Raw genomic sequence first — 20,144 nt, 5'->3', positions numbered from 1 at the left:
CTGGTGGTTGCCGGAGGCCCACCCTACCTTGCCCGCGATGGGCCGCTGATCGCGGCGCCAGGAGCGAGCGCACCCGGCGATGCAGCAAGAGTTTCAGTCCGATCGATGGCTGTCGTTCGCCCTCCGGGCGGGGCTCATCGCTCTGTTCTTCTGGATGGTGAAGGGGCTGCTCGTCCCCGTCCTGCTCGGCGGTCTGGTCGCGCTCCTCGTCTCTCCGCTCCAGGGCCGCCTCGCGCCTCGACTCGGCCGCTTCCGCAAGTTCGCGCCCGCGATCTCGACGGTGGGCGTGATCATCCTCGTGTGCATCCCGCTCGCGGTGATCATCATCGAGGCCTCCGCCTCGATAAGCCGCTTCTTCGCGCGGGACTGGTCGAACACGATCGAGCGGGTCCAAGGCCTCCTGAACGACGGGAGGATAACGGGGCTCCTCAACAGGGCCGGCCTGTCCGGGGACGATGTCCGCACGTACGTGAGCAACCTGTTCCAGCGGGTGGGCAGCTCGATCGCCGGCTTCGCGGGCGGCATGGTCGCCGCGGTGCCGCAGACGATCGTCGACGCGTTCCTGTTCATCGTCGGGCTCTACTACCTGCTCCGCGACGGGGGCCTGCTGCTGCGCTGGCTGCTCACGCAGTCGCCGTTCAGGAACGAGGAGACGGACGTCCTCTTCGCGTCGATCCAGGACACGGTGCACGGCGCCGTCCTCGGCCTGCTCGCGACGGCGGCCGTCCAGGGGACGCTGACGACGATCGCGCTGTTTGCCTGCAAGGTGCCGGGCGCGTTCCTCTTCGGCCTCCTGGCCACGCTGCTCTCGCTCGTCCCCATGATCGGCACCACGCCGGTCACGCTGGGTGCGGCCATCTACCTGTTCGTCGTCGGGCGCATCGGGGCGGGCGTCGGCATGTGCGCCGCGGCGGTCGTCGTCGGGCTCTCGGACAACGTGATCCGGCCGTGGGTCCAGAGCTCCCACGGCGGCATGCACCCGCTCATCGCGCTCCTCGCCATCTTCGGCGGGCTCGAGCTGTTCGGCGCGGCGGGGATCTTCATCGGCCCGGTCGTCGCCGCGATCGTCCTCTGGGCGGTCGACACGCGCGCGGGCATCCCCGGTCCGAGCCTCCCGCTGGGCCCGCACACGTCGCAGCCGCCACCCTCGCTGAAGTCGCCGACGTCACGACCGCCGCCGACGTCGCGACCGCCGCCGGCCTCGCGACCGCCGGTGTGACGCGACGGCGCGCCGGAGCGCTGCGAAAGGCGCGGTCCGCGCCCTAGAGCGAGGCGCTCATGGCGACAGGCCGTAGCCGCGGGCGAGGGTGAGGGAGAGGAGGTTGCACGCCGCGTGGAACACGAGCGACGCTCCGATGCCGCCGGTGCGCGCCCGCAGCCATCCGAAGAGGAGCGCGGGGAAGAAGACGGCGAGCCGGGCCGGGTGCTGGATCGTGAGCACGTGGCCGAGCGCGAAGATCGCCGACGAGAGGAGCCACGCCGGGCCGAGCGTCGCGCCGGCGACGCGGAAGCGCGGCGGGAAGACGCGGTCGAGGGCGCTCTGGAGGTAGCCCCGGAAGAACGCCTCCTCGGGCAGCGCGACCACGAGCAGCTGCGCGGCGATCTCGTCGGCGAGCGAGGGCGGCGGGCGCAGCGCGAACGGCGAGGTCGCGCCCCAGTACAGCCGGTAGCCCAGCCAGAAGAGCGGGAAGACGATCGCGGCGACCAGCGCCGCCCAGGCGACGGCGTGGAGCGCGGCGCGGACGAGGCGCTTCGGCGACAGCGGCACGGGCTCCAGGAGCCCCCCGAGCGACAGGCCGTGGGCGCGGATCGTCGACTCGTCGTACCTCAGCACGAGCCAGAACGTCGCCGCGAAGAAGGTGAGGCCGACGAGCGTCCCGGCGTAGCTCTTCGGCGCCGCGTAGGACACCGCCGTCACGGCGGCCGTCGTGACGCCAGCGGCGAGGAGCGCGCGCGCGGCCGTCGGCTCGGGCGCCCGCGGGCGCTCGCCGACGCTCGCATGGACGGCGTTCGCGTCCGCCGGCGCGGCAGGTGTCTCGTCGCCGGCACGTGGGCGGGCGTCGCGGCTCGGTTCGATGGGTGTGGGCGGCTGCAAGGCGTGTTCGTCGCGGAGGGGGAGTGCGCGGTGCGGGCGCTTACGCGGGGGTCTCGGCGACCAGGGTTCGCGGCCGCGCGCGCTCAGCCTAGCCGCCAGGATGTCCCTCCGCGATGGTCAGCGCTCACGGCGGCGCGATTCGAGCGCTGCACACGGGTCCAGCCAACGCCCATTTTCTAGCCTTCCAGCCCGGTCACGTTAGAGTGCGGCCGCTGTGGCGTTTTCCCGACTTCGCTGTCTGATGAAGCCGTTGGCCTGCGCGCTGCTTGCGTCCGTCGCGACGCTCGGTCCGGCGCCCGCGTCGGCCGCGTCGCCGTTCCTCATGATGCCGGAGGCGAGCGTCGCCGAGGCGTCCCCGGCGTACCGCTATGCCAACATGACGAACGAAGAGGCGCTGGCGGAGCTGGATCGCCGGAAGATCCTGTATCTCAAGGTCGACCACGCGCCCGGGGTGCGCGCTCCGATCCGGCTCACGGGTCGGCTGAGCGGCGTGTACTTTCATTCGGTGCTCCCGCCCGAGCAGCGCGTGACGAGCATGTTCGAGATCCTGGACGCGCGCCTCGCGCTCGCCCTCGACGATTTCGCGGCCGTGCTCTCGAGGCACGATATCGACGAGGTCGTCCATTACACGATGTATCGGCCCAACGTGCCGATGCGCGGCGGCGAGGGCGTGGACGGCGACGGAGAGCACGGGCACCCCATCGCGCATGCGAAGGCCGCTGACAGCGCGGTGAAACAGGCGGAGGCTGCGGACGGCGCTGCCCGCGAGGAATCGACGAGGCAGGCCTCGCCGGTCGAGCCCGCGCCGCCGGTGGAGCTCGGCAAGAAGGGCGCGCTCGATGGGGCGTCGAAGGCGCCTGATGAGCCACCGCGACGCCTGAAGGAGAAGGGGGCCACCGAGGCCGGGCCGAAGGAGAAGGCCTCAGCGGAGGCCGGGCCGACGCAGAAAGGGGCGGCGCAGGCTGCGCCGAAGGAGAAGGCCTCAGCGGGGGCCGCGCCCAAAGAGAAGGCCTCAGCGGGGGCTGCGCCGAAGGAGAAGGGGGCGGCCGAGGCCGCGCCCAAGGAGAAGGCCGCAGCGCAGGCCGCGCCGAAGGAGAAGGGCGCCTCGGAAGCCGAGCCAAGCGCCGCATCCAAGGCTCCTGGCCAGCGCACGCGCACGATCGCGGCGCGCAGCGGGCAAGCCAAGGCCGCCGGCAAGGTCGGAGCGCGCCGCGCTGCTCGGCGCAAAGCCGTGGAGCCGACCCGGGCCACGACGTCTGCGGTCAAGCACCGTGGCGACGTCGCTCTGCGCAGCGATGCAGCGCAGAAGCCTCGCGGTACGTGGGCTCCGCCTGGCACGCGGCATCCCGCCGGCCTGGCCATCGACGTCGGCGCGCTCAAGAAGCGCGACGGCACCTGGATCAGCGTCGCGCGCCACTTCCACGGCCGCATCGGGGACAAGACCTGCGGTGAGGGGGCGCCCCAGCCCGAGCTCCCCGAGGCGCGCGAGCTCCGGTCCATCGTGTGCGAAGCGGCGGATCTCGGGATTTTTACATACGTGCTGACGCCCAATTTCAATGCGGCGCACGTCGACCATTATCATATGGAGATCAAGCCGGGCGTCCGGTGGTTCCTCTATCACTGAGCGAAGGCCGCGCGCCCCTTGTACAGCCCTGAACGGCTCGCAGCGCGCCGCACTGCACATCCGTTGATTGCGCGTTTTTTGATGATCTGAGCGGTTTGTTCGCGCAACTTCCGCCGCGAGAGCGACGATTCCCTTCCCGAACGAAGGCGCCGGCGCTCCGCCGCGCGCCCCCGCAAGGGAGGTCGACGGACATGGTGCAAAAGAAAGACGGACAGCCGCTGCCGGGGACTTCCTACCGTGTGCTCCGTCGGATCGGAGCAGGCTCGTGCTCGGAGGTCTTCGAGGTGACCGGGCGCCGCGGCCAGCTGCGGGCGCTCAAGCTGCTCCGCGCCATGCACGAGGGGTCGAGCGAGATCGGAGCGCGCCTGGTCCAGGAGGGGCGCACTCTGTCGGCGCTGAGCCATCCCCACATCGTCAAGGTCGAGGAGGTCGGCGTGACGAGCGACGGCCGGCCCTTCCTCGTCATGCCGCGCCTCTTCGGCGAGACGATGCGCGAGCGGCTCGACGCGCGCGGACCGCTCGCGACGCCCACCGCCGTGCGCGTCGCCATCCAGGTGCTCGGCGGGCTCGCGGCGACGCACCGCGCCGGCGTCGTCCACCGCGACATCAAGCCGGCGAACGTCTTCCTCGCGCAATCGAGCTGCGCCGAGCAGGGCCTGGCCGATCTGGACAGCGCGTCCGGTGCGCCCGAGGCCGAGCACGCGGTGCTCATCGACTTCGGCATCGCGAAGGTGAGCCGCGAGGGGCTGGAGCCGTCGACAGGCTCGAACGTCCTCGGCACGCCGCGCTACCTGTCGCCCGAGCAGATCCGCGGCGAGGAGGTCGACGCTCGCACCGACGTGTACGCGGTGGGCCTCCTGCTCTTCGAGGCGATCACAGGGCGTGGTCCGTTTCCGGTGGTCGACTCGATGGCGGTGATGCGGGCGCACCTCGGCACACCGGCGCCGCGGCTTCGCTCGCTCCTCTGGGTGCCTCCGGCGCTCGATCATGCCGTCGCGCGCGCGCTCGAGAAGGATCCGGGGCTCCGCTGGCAGACGGCGGACGCGATGGCCGCCGCGCTCGCGGAGGCGCAGGGCGAAGGCGGGGGCAGGGAGACGCCGGCTCTCGGCGGAGCGGGGCGCGCCTCGCCGCCGGACGGCGAGCGCAGCGCGCGGGCGCGCCTCGCGGCCGGAGGGGCGCGATGAGCGGCGCGTCCGCCGAGTGCTCCGGGGCGCGCACGCTGCTCTACGCGGGCGGGGTGTCGCTCGCGCCGAGGGCCCCTTTCGCGCGGCCGCTCCGCGCGAGAGGCGAGGGCGAGCCGCTCGAAGACGCGTGGCCGCTCCGCGCGCTGGGCGAGGGGGAGCCGCTGCGGGGCACGCCGTACGTCGTGCTGCGCCTGCTCGGTCAGGGCGGCATGGGCGAGGTGTACGAGGTCGAGCACCGGGCGCTCGGCCGCCGGTTCGCGGTCAAGGTGCTGCACCGCAGCCACGCCGGCCGCAGCGATCTCTCGGCGCGCCTGCGCGCCGAGGCGCGCTCGATCGCCCGCCTGCGACACCCTGGCCTCCCCGGCGTGTTCGACCTCGGCGCGACCGACGGCGGCCGCCCCTACTTCGCCATGGAGCTCCTCGAGGGGCGCGATCTCCGGACCGAGCTCGCGCGCCTCGGCGTGGTCGCGGTCCCGACAGCGCTCGACCTGGTCCTGCAGGCCCTGTCCGCGCTGTCGCTCGCGCACGCGGCGGGCATCGTCCACCGCGATCTCAAGCTCGAGAACCTGTTCCTGTGCGATGACGGCACGCTCAAGGTCCTCGACTTCGGCGTCGCGAAGCTCCTCCACGCAAGCGCCTCGATGACCGCCCCGGACGCCGTCATCGGCACGCCCAGGACGATGGCGCCCGAGCAGTGCGCCGCCCAGCCGATCGATCCGCGCGCGGATATCTATGCGATGGGCCTCGTCCTCTACGAGCTCGTCGCCGGGCGGGGCCCCTTCGACGAGCTGCGCGGCCGGGGCGACGCGCTCCGCTTCGCTCACTGCGAGCGCGAGCCTCCTCCTCCCTCGCGCTTCGCGCCGCAGCCGATCCCGGCGCCGCTCGAGCAGCTGATCCTGCGCGCGATCGCGAAGGCGCCCGAGCATCGCTTCCAGACGGCCGCCGACATGGAAGCCGCTGTGCGCCGATTGCACGGCCGGCTGCACGACGGATCGCAGTCGAGCGCCGCGCCGGCGGTCAGCGCGACCGCGCTCACCCCGACCACGGCCGACGCCGTCGCGGCCTGCACGCCTGCGCGCGGCGAGGTGCCCGCCGAGGTGCTCCGCCGACCGCTGCTCGCCGCGTCGGCCGGCGCCGCGCGCCTCTCGCGCCGCCCGAGGGCGCGCTCGACGCGGCGCGCACCTCCGGCGCGGCCCGTCGCCCGTGCGGCGTCGCGCGCCTCCGCGCTCGCCGTCTGCGCGCTCGCCATCGGCGCGCTCGCCGTCGCGTCGGCCGCGCTCGGGCTCGCGCTCGGGCAGCGCTGGATCGCGGCGAGCGAGCACGCCGCGCCTGCGCCGCCGTCCGCGCCCGCCGCGGCGCAGGCGCGCTCGGCTGTAAGGTAGCCTCGTCGAGCCCGTTCTTTGGTCGACACCGCGTCGACACCGCGTCGACACCGCAGTTGCGGAGTGGAGGGACCATGAACCGGATGCGACGAATCGGGCTGGCTTGTTTGGCGATATCGCTCCTCGCGGGCACCGCCGGCTGCGGCGGCGGCACCGCGGCCCGGCCGGCGGATCCCACGGCAAAGGGGGGACGCGCGATCACGGGCGCTCCCGAGCCCTCCGGCGCACAGGGGTTCGAGGACGGCGCCGCGTTCGAGCCGGGCGCGCCCGCCGCGCCGCCGTCGCCCGACGCCTCGCCCGCGGCGCCTTCGGCCGCGCTGGAGCAGCCCTCCGCCGCGGGCGGCGCCTCGCGCGCCGAGGGGGCGGCGCGCAAGGCGCCGAGCAGCCAGGTCGCGCCGGAGCCCATCGATCGCCCGGGCCTCGGCACCGAGTGGGGTGAGACGCGCGTGTCGCGCATCTCGACCGCGCCGTTCGTCCGGGCCGACGTCAACCGCCCCTTCGTCGTCGCGAGCCTTTTCTACAACGACGCCGAGGGCGCCCGCGCCATGGCGAGCGCGTCCGGCTTCCGCCGCACGTCGCCGCAGGCCTTCACGCTGGCCGGCGGCGCGGTCGCGGTCGGGCTCCGCGGCGAGGGCGGCGGCTTCCTGAGCGGCTTCGTCGCCGGCGAGAAGACCCACGTCGTCGGCGAGGCCGGCCAGCGCTACAGCATCGTGCTGCGCAACCTCACGCCGAACCGGCTCGAGTGCGTCGTCTCCGTCGACGGCCTCGACGTCATGGACGGCCAGGCCGCGGCGTTCAGCAAGCGCGGTTACCTGATCGATCCCCACGGCGAGCTCGAGATCGACGGCTTCCGCCAGTCCGTGGACACGGTCGCCGCGTTCCGCTTCGGCTCGGTCCGCGGCTCCTACGCGAACCAGAAGCACGGCGACACGAGGAACGTCGGCGTGATCGGCGTCGCCCTCTTCAATGAGCGCGGGACGACGCCCTGGACGTTCGACGAGGTCCAGCGCCGCCGGGAGGCGGACCCGTTCCCTGGGCAGTTCGCCACGCCGCCCGGCATCTGAGCCTTTCCAGCGCGCATCCAGCGCCTCCTCCGCGCTCCGATAAAATCAAGCTCCCGCTCCGCCGCGCGCCGGGCTAGGCCACGGCACGGTGTCGGACTTATTGAACCCGTCTCAACGTGCGGCCGTCGAGCACGAGCTCGGGCCAATGCTGGTGCTCGCCGGCGCAGGTTCCGGCAAGACGCGCGTGGTGACCACGCGGATCGCCCGCCTCCTCGATCGCGGCATCCCGGCGCGCTCCATGCTGGCGATGACCTTCACCAACAAGGCCGCCGCCGAGATGCACGAGCGCGTCGGCAAGCTCGTCGGCTCCAAGGTCGCGCGCGAGCTCAAGGTCTGCACCTTCCACCGCTTCGGGCTCGACGTCCTCGGCGCGGAGACCCGCGCCCTCGGCCTGCGCGGCGGCTCCTTCGCCATCTTCGACCAGTCCGACGCCCTGGGGGTCATCCGCGAGATCCTCCGCGAGCTCCGCGCCGGCAAGAGCTACGACGTCAGCGCGATCCTCTCGCGCATCTCGAACGCCAAGAACGCGTTCCTCGACGCCGAGACCTGGGCCGAGGCCCAGCGGCAGGGCAAGGGCATCGACGAGTACGACGAGATCTCGATGCTCGTGTACCCGCGCTACATGGCGGCGCTGCGCTCGTTCCAGGCGTTCGACTTCGACGATCTCATCTGCGAGGTGGTCCGCCTCTGGCAGTCGCGCGCCGACGTCCTCGAGCGCTGGCGGATGCGCTACCGCTTCGTGATCGTCGACGAGTACCAGGACACGAACCGCGCCCAGCTGGAGCTCCTGCGCCTGCTCTGCGGCGAGCACCGCAACGTGGTCGTCGTCGGCGACGACGACCAGTCGATCTACGCCTGGCGCGGCGCCGACGTGCGCAACATCCTCGATTTCGAGGAGCACTTCTCGGGCGCGAAGGTCGTCAAGCTCGAGCACAACTACCGCTCCCGCAAGCCGATCCTCGACGTCGCGAACGCGGTGCTCGCCAAGTCCGGCGCCCGGCGGCACAAGAAGTCGCTCATCGCCACCCGCGTGGAGGGCGACAAGGTGCGGTCCATCATCTGCGTGGACCCCGACGTCGAAGCGAGCTTCGTGGCCACGGAGGCGCAGCGCCTCCTGGAGCGGGAGGCCGCGCGGCCGAAGGACATCGCCGTGCTGTACCGCTCGAACCTCCAGGCGGCCGCGATCGAGTCGGCCCTCAAGGAGCGGCAGATCCCGATCCGGATGATCGGCGGCCAGCAGTTCTTCGAGCGCAAGGAGGTCAAGGATCTCATCGCCTACCTCCGCGTCGCGCTCAACCCGGGCGACGAGATGTGCCTGCGGCGCATCCTGAACTACCCCGCGCGGGGCATCGGCGACGTCGCGGTGGCCAAGCTCGGCGCTTACGCGACGGCGCACGACGCGACGCTCTGGACGGCGGTGTCGCGGCCGCACGCCGTCCACGAGCTGACCGCCGCCGCGATCGAGGGCTGCCGCCAGCTGCTCCGGATCATCGAGGCCACGCGCGCGCGGTTCGAGCGCGGCGAGCCCTCCGCGGAGGTCGCCCGCGCGCTCCTCGCCGACGCCGGCTTCAAGGAAGACATCATGGCCGGCTCGTCCACGGCCAACGCCGCGGCGCGCCGCTGGGGCAACATCGAGGGCCTGCTCAACGTCTTCGCGCGCCGCGACGAGAAGGGGAAGGGGGACCGCGCGAGCTTCGCCGAGTTCCTGCGGCTGCTCGCCCTGCGGCAGGACTCCGAGGAAGAGGAGGCCACCGATCGGGTGACGCTCACCACGATGCACGGCGCGAAGGGGCTCGAGTTCCCGTACGTGTTCGTGATCGGCCTGGAGGAGGGGTTGATGCCTCACCAGCGCAGCCTCGACGAGCGCGCCACGGACGCCGCGCCGAGCGGCGCGGAGGGCGGCGACACGGGCGGTCACAGCATCGAGGAGGAGCGGCGGCTCTTCTACGTCGCGGTCACCCGGGCCCGCGATCGGCTCTACCTCACGCGGGCCAAGCACCGCGGCTCGCGCGGCAAGATGGTGCCGAGGACGCCGAGCCGGTTCATGCTCGAGATCCCCCCCGAGCTCCTGGAGGAGCGCGAGGAGCTCGCGCCGGTCGCTCCGGGGATGGAAAAGGTGAAGGCGGGCGCGGCCGGCGTGCTGGCCGCGCTGTCGATGAACCCGTTCGCAGGCGATCCCCCCCTCATCCCGCGCCGCCGCAGCTGAGCGGGGCGCGGGACGACGGGGGCTCGGTCAGAGGGCGCCCTCGGCGGCCGCGAAGCCGGCGCGGGTGATCTCCTGCACGCCCTTGCGCGTGACGAAGTCGCGGAAGCTCTCGCCCTCGGCGCGGCCGGCCATGTAGAAGCGCGCGATCGCGGCGATGACCTTGGGCGTCTCCTCCTCGGGGATGCGGCCGTCGAGGCGCTCGCCGATGCGCGCGCTCGGGCCGCAGCAGCCGCCCACGCGGAGCGAGTAGTGCGGGCGCTCCACGCCGTCCTTGCCCTTCACCATCAGGCCCGTCATCCCGATGTCCGCGACGTGGTGCTGGCCGCACGAGTTCGGGCACCCCGAGATCTTGATGTCGAACTCGCCGAGGGCGCTGACGAAGTCGTCGGTCTCCTGGCGGCTGCCGTTCGGCACCAGGTGATCCCGGATGCGCGTGCCGACCTCCATGCTCTTCGTGATCGCGAGCGTGCAGTAGTCGCCGCCGGGGCAGGTCACCACGTCCGTGATGTGCCCCGAGTCCGCCTCGGCGAGGCCGATCTGCGAGAGCTCGCGGTGCAGGCTGAGCAGCTGCCCCTCCGGCACCCAGCGCAGCACGAAGTTCTGGGTGTTCGTCGCCCGCACCTCGCCGTTGCCGTAGCGCCGCGAGATGTCGGCCAGGCGCCTCAGCTGCTCGCCGGTGATGTCGCCGAGCGGCAGCTTGACGGTCGCCACCCGGTAGCCGGGCTGCTTCTGCGCGATCGTGTTGGTCCGCTTCCAGCGCGCGAACGCGCCGTCGCCGAGCGTCTCCCGCAGCGGCGTGAGCGGGGGAGGATCGTTCTCCCGGTACCCGGCCACCTCCTCCGTCAGCTCGGCCGCGAGCGCCTCGCCGCGCTCCGCCTTGATGCGATCGAACTCCTCGTCGAGCCTGCGCAGGAACTCCGCCTCGCCGATCTTGCGCAGCAGGAACTTGAGGCGCGCCTTCTTCCGGTTCTTCCGCTCTCCGTCCCGGTGGAACACGCTCACCACGGCCTCGCACACCGGCAGCAGATCGGACTCCGGGATGAACTCCTTCCAGAGGTGCGCGATCTCGGGCGTCGAGCCGAGCGAGCCGGCCACGTACACCGCGAAGCCGCGCCCGCGGTCGCCGATCTTCGCGAGCAGGCCGACGTCGTTGATCATGATCTGCGCGTGATCGCGCGCGCTCCCCGAGAAGGCCACCTTGAACTTCCGCGGTAGCCGCCGGTTGTGCTCGTGGAAGAGGAAGTGTTGGGTGACCGCGAGCGCGTAAGGCGTCACGTCGAACACCTCGTCCTCGACCACGCCAGCGAGGTGGGACGCGGTGATGTTGCGGAGCGTGTCCGCGCACGCGCCGACCGTCGTCACCCCCGCGCGCACGAGCACGCGCTGCAGGTCGATCGTCTCTTCGATCTCCAGGTAGTGGAGCTGGATGTCCTGGCGGGTCGTGACGTGCGCTAGGCCGCGCCCCCACCGCTCCGTGACTTCCGCGAGGGCTTCCAGCTGCGCAGCCGTGAGCTGCCCTCCAGGAATCTTGATCCGCTGCATGTGCTTCACGTGCGCGAGCTGCGCGTAGACACCCATGGCCAGCCGCAGCGGGCGGAACTGGTCGGGGGTCAGCTCACCACGTTTGAATTTGGCGACGTTCTCGGCGTGTACGTCGATGGCCGCCGCAAGGCGCTCGACTCGTTGCGACATAACCGATGGTATTCCCTATATTTCCGACGCGTCAAGTGCGACAATTATCACGGCCGGTTCCACGTGGTATCCGGCCTCCAGCACCATGAAGATCGCTCTGCCGAACTCGACCGAAGCCGTGCACGCGGGCGTACTCCGCCAGCGCCCCTCCCACACCCTCGCGCCTGCGATCGCGCAGACGGCGACGTACACCTTTGCGAACACGGCGGACCTCGAGCGCTATTTCGCCGGAGGCGACGTGGATCCCGAGCGGCAGGAGTACGGTCGCTACGGCAATCCCACGGTGCGCGAGGTCGAGCAGCGCATCGCGGCGCTCGATCGCGCGGAGGACGCCCTGCTCTTCGCGAGCGGGATGGCGGCGGTGACGACCACGGCGTTCGCGCTCCTCAAGGCGGGCGACCACGTCATCCTGTTCCGCGACGTGTACCGCCGCACGCGGCAGTTCGTGATCAACGTGCTCTCTCGGCTCGGCGTCGAGCACACGCTGATCGACCCGGGCGCGTTCGATCAGCTCGAGGCGGCCATCCGGCCGCGCACGCGCTTCGCGCTCAGCGAGTCGCCGACGAACCCTTACCTCCACTGTATCGACCTGTCCCGCTTCGCCGAGATCTGCAAGAAGGCGCGGGTGAAGACGGTCGTCGACGCGACGTTCGCGACCCCCTGCAACTCCGACCCGATCGGCCGCGGCATCGACCTCGTGGTCCACAGCGCCAGCAAGTACCTGTCGGGCCACAACGACGTCCTCGGCGGCGCGGTCTCCGGATCGAGCGCGCTGATCTCGCTGATCCGCGACATGCGGAGCGTCCTTGGGAGCATCATGGATCCCCACGCCGCGGCGCTGATCGGGCGCGGGATGAAGACGCTCGCGCTCCGCGTCGAGCGGCAGAACGCGACCGGGCTCGCCGTGGCGCGCGCGCTCGAGGCGCACCCCGCGGTGGAGCGGGTGTTCTACCCGGGGCTCCCGTCCCACCCGGATCACAAGGTCGCGGCCGAGCAGATGCGCGGCTTCGGCGGGGTCGTGAGCTTCATCGTGCGCGGCGGGCGAGAGGCGGCGTCGCGCGTCGTGGACGGCGCGCGCATCGCGGCGATCGCACCGAGCTTCGGCGGCGTGGAGACGCTCATCGAGCAGCCCTGCATCATGAGCTTCCACGAGCTCAGCGACGAGCAGCTAGCGGCGATCGGCATCTCCCCCGCGCTGATCCGCCTGTCGGTCGGCATCGAGGAGACCGAGGACGTCGTGAGGGACATCGTCGGCGCGCTCGACGCGCTCGGCAAGCCCTAGCCCCGCGGGTCAGAAGGCCTGCCAGGAATCTGCCTCTCTCCGGATCCCTCGCCAGACCCCGGGCGGGCGGAGCTAACCGAGCTTCTTCAGCTTCCGCTGCAGCGTCCGCCGGTCGATCCCCAGCAGCTTCGCCGCGGTGGCCACCACGCCGCCCGACTCCCTCAGCGCGGCGCGGATCGCCTCGCGCTCGAGATCGTCGAGCTTCAGGCTCCCCGGCGGCGGCGTCGGCGCCGCCGAGGGCGGGGGGCGTTGGCGGTCCCGGAGGTTCGCGGCCTCGCGCAGCAGCTTGTCCGCGTCGACGGGCTTGCTGAGCAGCGTGTCGGCGCCCTCGCGCATCGCCGCCACCGCGAGCGGGATGTCCCCGAACCCGGTCAGCATCACGATCGCCGCGTCGGGCTGCAGCTTGCGGTACTGGGCGAGCGCGCTGAGCCCGTCGCCGCGCGGCATGCGGTAGTCGATGACCACGAGGTCCACCGGCTCGTACTCGAGCGCCACGAGCCCCTCGTCGATCGTCGCCGCGGTCCTCGCCACGACCCCGCGGCGGCGCAGCGCGCCCTGCAGGGTGGTGCGGAACGCGTCGTCGTCGTCCACGAGGAGCGCCGTCTCGATCCGTCGCGTCATCTTCACCTCAGGCGGCCCCGGAGCGCTTCAGCGCGCCGGGGAGATCCGTGTCCATGGGGTCCGTGCTCCCGTCGAGGCGGAGGCGCAAGGTCGCCTTCGCGCCGCCGGTCTCGACGCTCTCCATGCGCAGCACCGCGTTCATGCGGGAGGCCATCATCGAGCTGATGTAGAGCCCGAGCCCCATGCCTCCCTGCTCCATCTTCGTCGTCTGGAACGGCTCCCCGAGCCGCCCGGCGATGTCGGGGTTGAGCCCCGGCCCGTTGTCGGAGACCGCGATCTCGCAGACGTCGCCGCGCTCGACGACGCTCACCTCGATCCGCTGCTCGGCCGAGCCGGCCGTCGCCTCGGCGGCGTTGGCGAGCAGGTTGACGAGCACCTGGCAGAGCGCCGGCCGCAGCACGTCCGCCTGCACCGGCCGCGGCGTATCGAACGCGAGCGCGCCGCGGTAGCCGAGCCGCGCGAGCTCGACCTTCGTCAGGTCGCGCACGAAGCGGGTGAGCTCCAGCGGCTCCAGCCGCTGATCGAGCCGGATCTGGCCGCGCATCAGCCCGATGATGTCGCTCGCGCGCCGCGCCTCGCCGGCCACGGTCTCGGCCATGCGCGCCGCGTCCTCGGAGCCCGTCTCCCGCGCCACGTCGACGAGGTCCTTGCTCGCGAGGAGGATCGTCGCGAGCGGCGTGCTGAGCTCGTGCGACATCCCGCCGACCATGCGGCCGAGCATCGCCAGCCGCTCGTTCCGCTGGCTCTGCTGCCGGAGCTCCTCGAGCCTGTGCGCGTAGACGACGACGAAGAAGCCGAGGAACAGCGTCAGCGACGTGAGCGACACGAGGTCGCCGAGCCGCCGGATGCGCTCGCCACCGAGCGGCGCCGCGTCGAGCGGCAGCGGCGCCGCGTACGTGAGCACGGCGATCGCGGCCAGCGTCAACAGGCCCACGAGCACGGTCGTGCGCCGCGGGCAGAGGAGGCCGGAGAGGGCGATGTGGAAGGCGAGGAAGACGGCGAACGGATTCGCCAGCCCGCCCGAGAACCAGAGCATCCAGGCGTTCGCGATCACGTCGCCCACGAGCTGGGCGCGCGCGTGATCCTGCGCGGGCTCGCGCGCCGAGGGCTCGCCCCCGTCCGGCCGGCGCGCGCGCTGGACCCGGACGGTCCAGGCGACGTTGGCCGCCGCGATCGCGGCGATGCCGACGATCAGCGGAGCGAGCCCGAGCTCGGGGACGAGCTTCCTGCCCGCGACCGTTGTCGCGATCATCCCCGCGATCGCCCCCCACCGCAGCTGGATCAGCCACCTGTCGGCGGTGTCCCAGGACGGGGGCTTCGGCCCGGAGAGCAGGACCGCGAGCCGCCGGCGCGCCGCCGGGGGCGCGCTGCTCTTGGCGGGGTCGGGACCTGCGTCAAGCGACCATGGCTGGAAGGAGGATTGCATCCGCGCGCGGACAGAGGGGCTTTCCAGGGCGCGGTCGAGGCGTCCGGCGTCCATCCCGGAGCAACCTTCCGACGTTGCCTTGCATCCGCTCCCTTGTACCGCGCACGAAAGCCGCGAGCACGCGCGAGGTGCGCCCCGGCCCACATCCTGGGGCTATCAGGAAAAACCCCAGCGAAATCAGTGACTTGAGATTGTTGGCCGGATTACATCCGGCCTCGTGCCGGCGGGGCGCTCGGCCCCGGGCCGGTCACTTGGCCTCTTCGGCTCCGCCGCCGTGCGCGCCGTGCTCGGGCGGCGGCGGCGCCTTGTGCGAGCGCTTCATCCTCCAGTCGTCGGCGGCGCGCTTGCCGTCGAACGGCGCCTTGATGTCCGCCGGCCGCTCGGCCTCGATCTGCTCGGCCCGGCCGCGGTTGGCCGTGTCGAACATCGTGAAGCCGATGAAGATCGCCAGGAAGATGAGCGACGACGCGAAGATCAGGGCGTGGAACTTATGGTCCCACTTGAGGTGCATGAAGATGAGCGCCACGACGCCCGCCTTCGTCGTCGCGATGATGATCGCGATCGCCAGGTTGGCGGCGCCGAGGTCGACGTAGCTCGCGCCCACGGTGACGACCGTGAGCACGAGCAGCGCGAGCCACGTGGCGATGTAGACCTTGAGCGGCAGGACGTGAGGCACGTGATCGGCGCCATGGCCATGGCCGTGCCCGTGCCCGTGCGCGCCGGCTGCTTCTGCGTGTGTCGACATGCGGTCCTCTAGGCCTCAGCCCACCAGGTAGAGCAGGGGGAAGAGATAGATCCAGATGAGGTCGACGAGGTGCCAGTACAGCCCCACCCCTTCGACCGGCGAGTAGTAACGGCTCGAGAACTCACCGCGCGTGTTGCGGATGAGGATCCACGTGATGAGCCCCATCCCGATGACGACGTGCAGGCCGTGGATGCCCGTCATCATGAAGTAGATGGCGAAGAACGTCCCCGCGTGGGCCGTGGTGAAGCCCTGGGCGGTGAAGTACTTCCCGGGCAGCAGGCCGTCGTGGAACTTGTGCTGGTACTCGAAGTACTTGATCACGAGGAATACGGCCGCGCAGAGCAGGGTCACCACGAGCAGCCGCGTGGTGTTCTTCTTGTCGCTCCGCTGCGCAGACCGGACGGCGAGCGCCATCGTGAGGCTGGAACAGATGAGCACGATCGTGTTGATGCCGCCCATCACCTTGTCGAGGTGGTGGTGGGCCTCCACGAACGAATCGAAGAACCAGCCGCGGAAGATGGCGAACGCGCAGAACAGCCCGCCGAAGAGCAGGATCTCCGTGACCAGGAAGAGCCAGATGCCCATCCGGCCGGCGTCGAACTGCGTGTCGGCGGAATCGAAATGATGGGCGACGTGGAAGTCGGGGGACAGGGCGGTGCCTGCCTTGTTCGGCCGGTCGGCGGCCTCGGCGTGCGCGCTCATGCGTTCTCCGTGTTGAAGTCGTATGCGCCCTTGGTCACGACCGGGGTGCGGACGAAGTTCTCGGTGATGGGCGGGGAGGCGGTGGTCCACTCGAGGCTGAGGCCGCCCCAGGGGTTCGCCGGCGCCGGCGCGCCGGAGCGCAGCGACTTGATGAAGCAGATGATCATCACGAGGAAGCCGAGGCCCAGGATCCACGAGCCCACGGTCGAGAAGGCGTGCAGCGGCTGGAACTGGTCCAGGTAGTTGTAGTAGCGGCGCGGCATCCCGCGGCTGCCCATGATGAACTGCGAGAAGAACGTCACGTTGAAGCCGATGAAGACGAGCGCGCAGGAGATCGTCGCGAGCCGCTCCGAGTACATCTTCCCGGTGATCTTGGGCCACCAGTGGTGGAGCCCGCCGATGTAGGCGATGACGGTGCCGCCGACCATCACGTAGTGGAAGTGCGCGACAACGAAGTACGTGTCGTGGAGGTGCAGGTCGACGCTGAGCATCCCGAGGAAGATGCCGGTGAGCCCGCCGATCGAGAAGAGGATGAGGAACGACAGCGCGTACAGCATCGGCGCGCTGTAGCTGATGGAGCCGCGCCACAGCGTCGCGATCCAGTTGAAGACCTTGACCCCGCTGGGGATGGCGACGAGGAAGGTCAGGAACGAGAACATGATCGCCGCGAACTCGCTCTGGCCCGAGGTGAACATGTGGTGGCCCCACACGAGGAAGCCGACCAGGGCGATGGCGACGCTGGAGAACGCGATGGCCTTGTAGCCGAAGACCCTGCGCCGCGCGTGGACGGAGATGAGCTCGCTGATGATGCCCATGCCCGGAAGGATCATGATGTAGACGGCCGGGTGGCTGTAGAACCAGAAGAAGTGCTGGTAGAGCACCGGGTCGCCGCCGAGCGCCGGGTCGAAGATGCCGATGTGGAACGCGCGCTCCGCGATGAGCAGGAGGAGCGTGATGCCGAGGACCGGCGTGGCGAGGATCTGGACGATGCTGGTCGCGTAGATCGCCCAGAGCATGAGCGGCATCTTGTACCAGCCCATCCCCGGCGCCCGGAGCTTGTGCATCGTGACGATGAAGTTCAGCCCCGTGAGGACGCTGGAGAAGCCCAGGATGAACACGCCGAACGTGACGCTCAGGACCGACGTCGTGGTCACCGTGCTCGAGTACGGCACATAGAACGTCCAGCCGGTGTCGATGCCGCCCGTGATGAGCGACGACAGCGTGAAGAGGGCGCCGATCCAGTAGAGGTACAGGCTGAGGAGGTTCAGCTTGGGGAAGGCGACGTCCTTCGCGCCGATCATGATCGGCAGGAGGAAGTTGCCGAGCGCGCCGGGGATGCTCGGGATGATGAACAGGAACGTCATCACCGCGCCGTGCAGCGTGAACATCTGGTTGTAGGTGTTCGCGCTCATGATCGTCTCCTTCGGCGTCAGGAGCTCGAGCCGGAGGATGAGCGCGAACACGCCGCCCATCGCGAACGCGATGAACGTGCTGATGAGGTACATCAGGCCGATCCGCTTGTGATCGACCGTGGTGAGCCACGACATGATCCCGCTCTGGGCCCGGATGTAGTCCGTTCCGTGGCCGCCGTCGGGTGCCGTATTGACGTCGAGGGTTGTTACGGTCTGCGACATGACTGCTTCTCCCCGGCGCTCACTTCACCGTCTTCAGATAAGCGATGAGCGCGTCCACTTCTTTGTCCTTCAGGAGCCCCTTGAACGACGGCATCACCGGCGGATAGCCGCGCACGACCTGGCCGCCGGGGTTGAACAGGCTCTCGCGGATGTAGTTCTCATCCACGACGACCTTGGCCCCGTCCGCGAGCTCCTCCTCGCGGCCGAAGACAGCCTTGAGCGACGGGCCCTGGATCCGCGTCCCGTCGAGCGAGTGGCAGGTCGCGCAGCTCCGCTTGGCGAAGAGCAGCTTGCCGAGCTCCTCGGGGGGCAGGTCGCTGTTGTTGTTGCCCTCGAGCCACTTGTCGAAGTCCGACGGCTCCAGCACCTTGACGGTGGCCATCATGTCGGAGTGACCGGAGCCGCAGTACTCGGCGCACAGGAGCACCGTCTCGCGCGCCTCGGTCGCCTCGAACCACACCGACGTGTACGAGCCCGGGACCACGTCCTGCTTCACCCGGAACTCCGGGATGAAGAAGGCGTGGAGGATGTCCTTCGAGCTCAGGATGATCCGCACCGGACGCCCCCGCGGCACGGCGAGCTCGTTCACGGTCGTCGTCCCGTCGGGGTAGGTGAACGTCCACAGGTACATCTCGCCCGTGGCGTTGATCTCATAGGCCTCGGCCGGCGCGACGGAGGCGTGCACGTAGCCGCGCATGCCCACGAAGAAGAGCGAGATCACGATGGCGAGCGGGATCAGCGTCCACACGACCTCGACCGTCGTGCTGTGGTCGATGGGGCTCGTCTTGTCGCGCTCGCTGCGCCGTTTGTACTTGATGGCGAAGAGGACCGTCGCCCCCGCCACCAGGATGAAAAAGAGGACGGAGACCCAGTAAGCCGCAGCCCACGCGGAGTCGATTCGCTCAGCGAGCGTCGAGCCCTGGCGGGGCAGCCAGAAGGAGCCGAGTTCGATCGGGTTTTTCATCACCATAGTTGTGGCTCCGCCACCTTGTACCTAGGAAGCCTCGTTTACGCGCACCCTCGTGCGGGAGCGTTCAGTCCGCCAGAAGCGAATCAGCCAGAGCCCGAGGAGCACGACGGTGACGGCGCCTGACGCCATCATCAGCCGCTTCGTCGCCAGGACGTACCCTCGGGCGTTGGGATCGTAGTGAAAACAGAACAAGAGCACGCGATCCCAGGTGCTCCCGACCTGCCCGCTGCCCGCTTCGCGCAGCGCGAGGCCGAAGTTCTTCTGTGGGAAGGAGATGCCGTAGAGCGTGCGCGACAGGCGTCCATCCGGCGTGAAGACGAACGCGCCCGCCGCGTGCGCGTACTGCTTCGTCGTCTCGTCCCACCGGTAGTGGAAGCCCACCGCGTCGGCGAGCGCGCGCACCGACGCCTCGTCGCCGACGAGGAAGTCGAAGCCGTCGCCGGTGACCGGCCTGCCGTACGCCTCGATGTAGTTCGCCCGCTTCTTGCGCCCGGCTTCGGGCGTGTCCCGGGGGTCGAAGCTCACGACGAGGGTGCGGTACTCCTTGCCCGCGCTCCAGGCGCTCTCCTTCATGGCCTGGAGCACGCCGTTCAGGACCAGCGAGCACAGCATCGGGCACTCGAAGTAACCGAGCACCAGGACGAGGGGCTTGTCCCCCGCCGCGTACTTGGCGAGCTCGACCTCCTGCCCCGACTGGTCGCGGAGCCGGAGCTTCTGCGGGAGCAGGGCTCCCGGCCGCTCGTCGATGTCGATGCCGGTGAGCTCGGTGGGGATGGTCGTGTCCGCAGCTCGCGCGCTCCGCGCCGGGGTGACCGTGGCCACCACGAGCGCGAGAACGGCGAGCAGGCTAGACAGCGGGCGGGACATCACTGCTCCGGAGCGGGGGTCGCCGGGGCCGCGGGCTTGGGCGCCGCGCCTGCAGGCTGGGCGGGCTTCGCGTCCGCGGGCTTGGCGGGCTTCACGGCCTCGGCCGGCTTGGCCGACTCGGCAGGCTTCGCAGGCGTGGCCGTGGCGGCAGGCTTGGCGGCGTCCGAGGGCTTCGCCGCGTCCTTGTCGCCCGGCTTCGCTGCGTCCTCGGCCTTCGACGGCTCGCCGGCGGCGGCGCCCTCGTCGGGCTTCGCCGCGCCGTCCGCGGGCTGCGCGGGCTCGGCCGTCGCAGCGGGAGCGGCCGCGCTCCTCACGCGCCTCTCCTGGTAGTCCTTCAGCGTGAGCGCGACGGCCTGATCGACCGGGATGCGGACGACGCCCTTCTTCTCGTCGGCCCACTGGTAGCGGCTGAGCCGCTCCTGCTCCATGGCCCGCAGGCCGCGGAGCGCGCTGTTCGGGGGCTCGAGCACCTTGCTCGAGATCTCGTGCTCCATCGTCGACTTGAAGATCTCGTTGACGAAGAGCACGGTCACCACGATGGAAAACAGCGTGGCGATCACGATCACGAAGATGAGCGAGTTGTTCGGTCGATCCGCCTCGGCCTGGGCCTCGTCGTGATCGGTCGCTGTGTTGTCGGTCGCTTCGCTCAT

General features: G+C 70.6%; 17 protein-coding genes. 7 read left to right on the top strand and 10 right to left on the bottom strand.

Annotated elements, in window-relative coordinates; translation table 11 throughout:
• Positions 1-79: 79 nt before the first annotated feature.
• On the top strand, positions 80-1,219 hold the full coding sequence (locus tag WMF29_RS40615) for an AI-2E family transporter (protein ID WP_437325450.1): 1,140 nt from the start codon (positions 80-82) through the stop codon (positions 1,217-1,219).
• A gap of 57 nt (positions 1,220-1,276) precedes the next feature.
• Here WMF29_RS40615 and mrtC read toward each other — a convergent pair whose 3' ends face one another.
• A complete protein-coding gene (mrtC, locus tag WMF29_RS40610; RefSeq protein ID WP_437325449.1) occupies positions 1,277-2,095 on the bottom strand; it encodes a myxosortase MrtC in 819 nt (272 codons plus the stop codon).
• A 241-nt stretch (positions 2,096-2,336) separates the two neighbouring features.
• Here mrtC and WMF29_RS40605 point away from each other — a divergent pair, with 241 nt between their 5' ends.
• The 5 genes from WMF29_RS40605 (at position 2,337) to WMF29_RS40585 (ending at position 9,555) form a co-directional block, all read left to right on the top strand.
• Positions 2,337-3,719 carry an extensin family protein gene (locus tag WMF29_RS40605; protein ID WP_437325448.1) on the top strand — a complete coding sequence of 461 codons (1,383 nt, stop codon included), beginning with the start codon at positions 2,337-2,339 and terminating at the stop codon, positions 3,717-3,719.
• 191 nt (positions 3,720-3,910) lie between these two features.
• Positions 3,911-4,903: a serine/threonine-protein kinase gene (locus WMF29_RS40600; RefSeq protein ID WP_437325447.1), complete on the top strand. Its 993-nt coding sequence runs from the start codon at positions 3,911-3,913 to the stop codon at positions 4,901-4,903.
• Positions 4,900-6,285 carry a serine/threonine-protein kinase gene (locus WMF29_RS40595; RefSeq protein WP_437325446.1) on the top strand — a complete coding sequence of 462 codons (1,386 nt, stop codon included), beginning with the start codon at positions 4,900-4,902 and terminating at the stop codon, positions 6,283-6,285. Before WMF29_RS40600 ends, WMF29_RS40595 begins: the two co-directional genes overlap by 4 nt.
• A 74-nt stretch (positions 6,286-6,359) precedes the next feature.
• A complete protein-coding gene (locus tag WMF29_RS40590) occupies positions 6,360-7,349 on the top strand; it encodes a hypothetical protein (RefSeq protein WP_437325445.1) in 990 nt (329 codons plus the stop codon).
• A gap of 88 nt (positions 7,350-7,437) precedes the next feature.
• Positions 7,438-9,555, top strand: a complete 2,118-nt coding sequence (locus WMF29_RS40585) for an ATP-dependent helicase (protein WP_272102428.1) — start codon at positions 7,438-7,440, stop codon at positions 9,553-9,555.
• A 27-nt stretch (positions 9,556-9,582) separates the two neighbouring features.
• On the opposite strand, the gene WMF29_RS40580 is transcribed toward WMF29_RS40585, so the two are convergent.
• Positions 9,583-11,247 carry a nitrite/sulfite reductase gene (locus WMF29_RS40580; RefSeq protein ID WP_437325444.1) on the bottom strand — a complete coding sequence of 555 codons (1,665 nt, stop codon included), beginning with the start codon at positions 11,245-11,247 and terminating at the stop codon, positions 9,583-9,585.
• Positions 11,248-11,332: 85 nt separating this feature from the next.
• On the opposite strand from WMF29_RS40580, the gene WMF29_RS40575 reads away from it, so the two are divergent.
• Positions 11,333-12,529 (top strand): trans-sulfuration enzyme family protein, encoded by a 1,197-nt coding sequence (locus tag WMF29_RS40575; RefSeq protein WP_437325443.1) that lies wholly within the window; start codon positions 11,333-11,335, stop codon positions 12,527-12,529.
• A 72-nt stretch (positions 12,530-12,601) separates the two neighbouring features.
• Here the strand turns inward: WMF29_RS40575 and WMF29_RS40570 are convergent, their stop codons facing one another.
• The 8 genes from WMF29_RS40570 to WMF29_RS40535 form a co-directional block, all read right to left on the bottom strand.
• The gene (locus tag WMF29_RS40570) at positions 12,602-13,150 is read right to left on the bottom strand and encodes a response regulator transcription factor (protein ID WP_437325442.1); all 549 of its coding nucleotides are present in this window, start codon (positions 13,148-13,150) and stop codon (positions 12,602-12,604) included.
• A gap of 7 nt (positions 13,151-13,157) precedes the next feature.
• Positions 13,158-14,630 carry a sensor histidine kinase gene (locus WMF29_RS40565; protein WP_437325441.1) on the bottom strand — a complete coding sequence of 491 codons (1,473 nt, stop codon included), beginning with the start codon at positions 14,628-14,630 and terminating at the stop codon, positions 13,158-13,160.
• 193 nt (positions 14,631-14,823) lie between these two features.
• Positions 14,824-15,321, bottom strand: coding sequence for a cytochrome C oxidase subunit IV family protein (locus WMF29_RS40560; protein WP_437325440.1), 498 nt, complete (start codon positions 15,319-15,321; stop codon positions 14,824-14,826).
• Positions 15,322-15,336: 15 nt separating this feature from the next.
• Positions 15,337-16,023 (bottom strand): cytochrome c oxidase subunit 3 family protein, encoded by a 687-nt coding sequence (locus WMF29_RS40555; RefSeq protein ID WP_437325439.1) that lies wholly within the window; start codon positions 16,021-16,023, stop codon positions 15,337-15,339.
• A complete protein-coding gene (ctaD, locus tag WMF29_RS40550) occupies positions 16,020-17,657 on the bottom strand; it encodes a cytochrome c oxidase subunit I (protein WP_437325438.1) in 1,638 nt (545 codons plus the stop codon). The genes WMF29_RS40555 and ctaD overlap by 4 nt, the downstream gene beginning before the upstream one ends.
• A 19-nt stretch (positions 17,658-17,676) precedes the next feature.
• A complete protein-coding gene (gene coxB, locus WMF29_RS40545) occupies positions 17,677-18,621 on the bottom strand; it encodes a cytochrome c oxidase subunit II (protein WP_272102436.1) in 945 nt (314 codons plus the stop codon).
• 30 nt (positions 18,622-18,651) lie between these two features.
• Positions 18,652-19,494: an SCO family protein gene (locus WMF29_RS40540; RefSeq protein ID WP_437325437.1), complete on the bottom strand. Its 843-nt coding sequence runs from the start codon at positions 19,492-19,494 to the stop codon at positions 18,652-18,654.
• On the bottom strand, positions 19,494-20,144 hold the full coding sequence (locus WMF29_RS40535) for a hypothetical protein (RefSeq protein WP_437325436.1): 651 nt from the start codon (positions 20,142-20,144) through the stop codon (positions 19,494-19,496). Before WMF29_RS40535 ends, WMF29_RS40540 begins: the two co-directional genes overlap by 1 nt.

Origin of the sequence: Sorangium sp. So ce381, from assembly GCF_051473845.1 — a bacterium.
Lineage (GTDB): Bacteria > Myxococcota_A > Polyangia > Polyangiales > Polyangiaceae > Sorangium > Sorangium atrum.
Note: the sequence above shows the minus strand (reverse complement) of the source record. Positions and strands in the feature narration are given on the sequence as shown.